Annotated in this window: 2 protein-coding genes; both read right to left on the minus strand. The window is 54.0% G+C overall.

Annotated elements, in window-relative coordinates; translation table 11 throughout:
* Positions 1–193: 193 nt before the first annotated feature.
* A complete protein-coding gene (locus tag K2I50_RS09710; protein WP_301026122.1) occupies positions 194–1867 on the minus strand; it encodes a nucleoside kinase in 1674 nt (557 codons plus the stop codon).
* Between the two features lie 1050 nt (positions 1868–2917).
* Positions 2918–4480, minus strand: coding sequence for a hypothetical protein (locus K2I50_RS09715; RefSeq protein ID WP_301026124.1), 1563 nt, complete (start codon positions 4478–4480; stop codon positions 2918–2920).
* Positions 4481–4551 lie beyond the last annotated feature (71 nt).

The raw sequence follows: 4551 nt of genomic DNA on the forward strand, positions 1-4551 counted from the left end.
CCTTCGTCACATGTCGAAAATCGTCTCAAGCTATACGACCCTGGCGGCAACATTTATTATTAAACAAGCTCTAAATGGCAGCATTTGCATACCGGCAAGCATGGTTGAACGTGGACAGCGCCACAAAAGTTTCCGATGGGACTTTTGTGGCGCTGTCTGTAGGTTGTCGTCCGGTCTATGCGGAGGAGTGTGGTCAGTAGCGGAATGAGGAGCCTCCGAGGAACTCGCGCAGGAGAGATGTGGTGGGGATTGTCCTGTCGGTGATGGGCGTGAAGTAGCTCAGTAGAGTGCGCAGGCGGTAGGCTTCGGCGTACTCGGGGATGTCGCGCGGCACTCCGCGCAGCAGCTCTTCGGCGTATTCCTTTATGACGCTCAGCTCAAATATGAGTGATGAGTTGAACATGGCGTCGGCATTTTCCTGGTAGGGGTAGATCCATTTGTCCTCTCCGCGTCGCACGCTGGGCCAGCGGCGTATCGTCTCTGTGGCGCTGACTCCGCGGTAGCGGCTGTCGCGCACCATGCGGCGGAGCAGACGGTTGTCGGAGGTGGGCACCCAGTTGTGGTCGTCAATAGACAGGGTGGTAAGGGCCGACACGTAGATCATGAATTTCATGCGCGCGTCAATCTCTTTGGTAAGCTCGGGGTTGAGTCCGTGGATGCCTTCGATGAGGAGCACGCTGCGGTTGGTGAGCCTGAGGGTATTGCCTTTGTATACGCGTCGCCCCAGTTCGAAGTTGTAGGTGGGGAGCTTCACCTCCTCGCCGGCGAGCAGTGCATTGAGGTCGGCATTGAACTGCTGCAGGTCGAGAGCATAGAGCGATTCGTAATCGTAGTCGCCGTCGGGTTCGCGCGGGGTGTCCTCGCGGTTGACGAAATAGTCGTCGAGCGATATCATCTTCGGCTCGAGGAGATTGGTCATCAGCTGTATGGCGAGACGTTTTGTGAATGTGGTCTTTCCTGACGATGACGGGCCTGCGATGAGCACCACGCGTGCGCCTCCCTCGTTGTAGCGGCTCTGAATCTCGTCGGATATGCGTCCGATTTTCTTGTCGTGGAGCGCTTCGGCCACATTGATGAGCATCGGGGCCTCCTTATGGGCTATTGCAAGGTTGAGCTCTCCGACATTGGCCACTCCAATCACTCGGTTGAAGGCGAGATAGTCGGTGAATGCGTGATACATTTTTTCCTGCATTATCGGCGATTCGGCAGCCGTAGGGTCATCCTTCGCCATACCCATGAGGAGGAATCCCTCCTTAAACAGGCGCAGGTCGAATACCTGACACATGTCGGTGGAGGGAGCGAGGTTGCCGTAGTAGCTGTCGCACACACCGTCGAGGCGGTAATATACCGTGTATAGGTCGTGGAGGCTTTGCAGCAGTTTCACCTTGTCGTCAAGGCCTTGCTCCTCGAATATCTTTATGACATCGGAGGTAAGACGCTCCTTGCGCTCGAATGGCAGAGCGCGCTTGACAAGAGAGTGCATGTAATCGCGAAGGGAGTCGACAACCTGTTGCGACATGGCGACCTCAGTGCCGACGATGCGGCAATAGTAGCCGCGTCCGATAGAGTGCTCTATTATCAGGCGTGCGCCCGGATACAGGGCCACTACCGCGCGATAGAGCATCATGCACAGCGAACGGATGTATACCCTGTGGCCCGATGGGCTCGTGGCGGTAAGGAACTCGACCTGCTTGGGGGCAAAGAGTGGGTAGGAGAGGTCTTCGGTCTTGTTGTTGACGTGGGCGCAGATGGGGCGCTGTGGTATGCGGTCGGCGAGTGAGTTGTAGATATCCATGAGGGTCTGTCCTCCCTGGAAATCCACATATTCGCCTATGTTTTTGCAGTAAATTTTTAGTGTAGAACTCATAAATATGTGATGAAACGTGTCTCCTTAAAGTTACAAATTATTTCTGATAAAAGTTCAAATCAGCAATATAATATTAAACAGGTGTTCATCACTCGAAGCATATGATAATAACTTTTATTCATCCCATTTTCCCGAGCGCAATCTAATCCATATATTTGGGGGTGTTGTGGAAATGGAGTATTAGGTGGCGCTATTTGTGGGATATGGCAGGGTTGGTGTTTAGTCGCCGGGCTACGCCGGGCATGCGAGGAGAGGGGGGTAACCCCACCCTGCGAACCGCTATGGCGGCTCTTGGGTGGGGCTAACGTTGTTGACGCCCCCAGAGGGGCTGTGCGCTAACGCGGGGGTTGTGGGTGTGAGCCGGGGTGGTATGTTGGTATTGGTGGCATGGATGGAGTTAAGTCGCCGGGCTACGCCGGGCATGCAGGGGGTGGTGGAATCAACCCCACCCTGCGAACCGCTAATGCGGCTCTTGGGTGGGGCTAACGTTGTGGACGCCCCCAGAGGGGCTGTGCGCTAACGCGTTGGGTTGTGGGTGTGAGCCGGGGTGGGATGGTGATGTTAGTGGCAGGGTTGGTGTTTAGTCGCCGGGCTACGCCGGGCATTCGAGGGAGGGAACCAACCCCACCCTGCGAACCGCTATGGCGGCTCTTGGGTGGGGCTAACGTTGTGAACGCCCCCAGAGGGGCTGTGCGCTAACGCGTTGGGTTGTGGATGGAGCCGAATGGGATGGTATGGGGTGCGGAAATTGGGATAATCTATAAGATTGTGTTACGCAGGTGACTAATGTTCAATGCATGATTGCATGATTGTTTGGTGATATGATTTTGTTGCAGCTGCAACTCCCTGCGTTAGCGCACGGCTGTTTTTGTGGCTGTTCACAATCTGTATTCCATTGTGGCTACATTGACAACTCCACGCGTTAGCGCATAGCCCCTTTGGGGGCGTCCACAACGTTAGCCTATGGCAAGAGCCGCATTAGCGGTTCGCAGCCATAGGTTTGAGATGTATATACACGGCATGCCCGGCGTAGCCCGGCGACTAAACAGATTAATGTGTGATGCTGACCATTGAGCCTTGCGGGGTAAGGCCCTCGACGGATACAGTGATTTCGGAAGGGGAGATGTTGGCGGGGATTGGGAGCTCTATCGATTGCGTGAGGTCGACTTTCGGGAGCCAGCGTAGGGTTGCACCGGTCTGTTCCTCCGGAATGCCCTCGGGAGAGTACGCTGGAGTGTAGAATTTTTTGCGCCTTTGGTAGCCGAGGGGAGATATTGTCCGGAATTCAGGAGACAAGGTATTTGATATTTTGCCTGGATGCTTGGTCTTGATATTTAAAACACCACCATTTGTATTTGTCCCATGTTTAAACAATACCGAAAGATGTGGAGGAATATATGCTACTGATTCATTATCGGCGAATGGATACATGTTCTCTAAATCGATTAGTTTCAGGTTGTTAGTGAACAGACCGATATCATACAAATTAGTAGCACTATAGGAATTGGCATTGTAATTAATACTTTCATCTAAATTTGCAGGAGAAGCACCTCCAATGCCATAGGTCTGTAGGGATGTATAGCTTGTCTTTCTTGCGCGAAGAGATGCTCCACTTTTGCGTATCCGGCTCTGTTCATCCGCAGATCCAAGATATCGTCCGTCAACCCATACGGAAACAGGGGTTTGATGATACATTAATCTGTCATTTATCACGTTTACTCCGGGTATGTGAGTTACGGCCTCCTCATATGAGCGTATGTCTTTATCATTGTCGGGGCGTATGTATACCGAGGCGAGGTAGTCTATTGCGTTCGCGCCCTCGCGCTTTTTAGTGGCACGGACTACAACCTCTTTGAGTGATATCTGCATTCCCTGTGGGGATGAGTTGAGTCGGGCCACATAGTTGTCCCATCGGTCGGGGTCTTCGTCAAGAGCGGCGAAGGATTCGGCTATTGACTGCGATTCGGGGAGAATTGCGATAGTAGGGAATGAATCGAAGTCGGGATGGATGTTCTCTTCGAGTTTCCCCTTTGAGTTCATGGCGCTGATTACGAAGAATGTCGAGTCGGCCCATTCGATACCTGTGATATGGAATCGTCCCAGGGAGTCGGTGACTGCCGATGCGCCGTCGGCCATGCGCGGGGCGAGCACGTTGGCCGTGACTCCGGCCAATGGCTTACCGCGCCATTTGGAGCGGATTACGCCGTCGAGCTGTGCGCCGATTTCCAGAGGGAAGGGGAGCGAGTCGTTTATTTCACCGCGAATGGCTGCCGGCATATCGTAGCGCGTCCATCCCTGAGTCAGCATCAGTGCGTCGGCAGCAGGTCCGGCCTCTCGGCGCGGTGTGCGCAGATACCATGCCGCATCCTCGACATGTCCGTGCAGGTCGTTCTGCATCAGCAGCTGCGAAGCTATGGTGACAGTGGTGTCGGGCGAGCCGATGCGACCGTCGACTATGGCCACGGCCACGTCGGCTCCACCCTCTACGGCAGGAATGATGACCACGTGGCGCGCCGAGTCGACGGTGATTTTCAGTTGCCCGGCGTTGGCGGGTGTAAGTGCCGCCGATGCGGCAATGGCAGTGGCAATGATGTATTTAATGTAGGGATTCATACGCGGATTTTCGACAGATAGGTGAGTATGCGGGCATTTTCCATGGATTGCGGATTGTAAGTGATTTTCCA

It is taken from the genome of Muribaculum sp. (assembly GCF_029051885.1).
Classification (GTDB): domain Bacteria; phylum Bacteroidota; class Bacteroidia; order Bacteroidales; family Muribaculaceae; genus Muribaculum.